Origin of the sequence: Nostoc sp., assembly GCF_036917575.1 — a bacterium.
In the GTDB taxonomy this organism is placed as follows: domain Bacteria; phylum Cyanobacteriota; class Cyanobacteriia; order Cyanobacteriales; family Nostocaceae; genus Nostoc.
Map to the genome: position 1 here is coordinate 1 of NZ_JBALDC010000056.1, position 1,464 is coordinate 1,464.

Below are 1,464 nucleotides of genomic sequence, written 5' to 3' on the forward strand. Positions count from 1 at the left end.
AAATAGCTGTAAAATAGGCATTGTTTCCAAAAATGGAAATCAAGTTCGGTGCATCTTAAAGAATTCTCATTAGTGTCTATTAAGATACAAAGTACGGAGATATTCAAAGCGATAGAGGTTGCTATCCCAGCAACTTCAATCGAACAAGCGATCGCTAAAACAAAAGTTGAAGAAGAACGTCATCGCTCATTACCAGCACAACTTGTAGTTTGCTTAATAATAGCCATGAGCCTATGGTCGAGAGACTCAATGCGGGATGTACTCAAAAATCTCATTGATGGTCTTTCAGAGGCATGGGTTAAAGTTGGTAAATATTGGCGATTCCCTTGTAAATCAGCTATAACCCAAGCCAGACAGCGATTGGGAGCAGGGGTGATGAGACAGCTGTTTCATCAGTTGGTGCAACCAATGGCAACTAGCGAAACAATAGGAGCCTTTGTCAATGGATTACGAATTGTAGTGATTGATGGAACTTGCTTAGATATCCCAGATAGCGATGAAAACGCAAGGGTTTTTGGTCGTCCCGGTAGTCGCCCTGGTACAAGAGCCGCATTTCCCAAAGTTAGATTAGTTATTTTGGTGGAGGCAGGAACACATCTAATTTTCGATGCATTAATGTGCCCATATAGGATTGGAGAGCGAGTCAGGTCACTAAAATTATTACGCTCGGTAACATCCGGAATGTTATTGATGTGGGATAGAGGTTTGCATTCCTACGCAATGGTACAAGCAACGGTAACTAAAGGCTGTGATTATTTAGGAAGAATTCCTGCCAACGTTAAATTTTTAAACGAAGAAGCTTTAGACGATGGTTCGTATTTAAGTTATATTTATCCATCGGGCAAATTAAGAAAAAAAGGTTTTGAGCCAATACAAGTACGAGTCATCGAGTACACAATTGAGAATCCTGATAACCCAGAAGAACAAATTAAATATCGTTTAATTACCAGCCTATTGGACATTGAAAAATTTCCAGCCCAGTTACTAGCTTGTGAGTACCATCAACGCTGGGAAGTAGAGAATACGATTGATGAACTCAAAGTACATCTTTTAGGACGAAAAACTCATATTCGTTCTCAAAAGCCACGGCAGGTGGTGCAAGAAGTTTACGGTTTGTTATTAGGTCACTGGGCTATTCGGTTGTTAATTTTTCAAGCTGCCACTACTGCGGAAATTGCACCCCTGCGTCTAAGCTTTACAGGAACATTACGAGTTGTGCGTCGTGCCCTCCCAAAATTCCAGCGTTTGCAGCCACAAGAACTCCCCTTTTTTTTAGCTGGTTAACTATGGAGATTCTTGACCAAGTTTTACCTGAGAGGGTTCATAGAAACAATCCAAGGGTTGTGAAAAAGCCTGTATCAAAATTTCGCTCTAAAAAAGTTAAACACAGAGGTACTGGAACAAGAACTAATCCTCCTGTGTTTGTTGTTTCAAGCACTGCATAGCCTTAACTGAACCGTATTG

The 1,464-nt window shown here is 40.6% G+C and carries 1 protein-coding gene; it reads left to right on the forward strand.

Translation table 11 applies throughout. From position 1 onward, the window contains the following. The first annotated feature begins 138 nt into the window (after positions 1 to 138). Positions 139 to 1,284 (forward strand): IS4 family transposase, encoded by a 1,146-nt coding sequence (locus tag V7K79_RS17185; protein ID WP_335049215.1) that lies wholly within the window; start codon positions 139 to 141, stop codon positions 1,282 to 1,284. Positions 1,285 to 1,464: the final 180 nt, after the last annotated feature.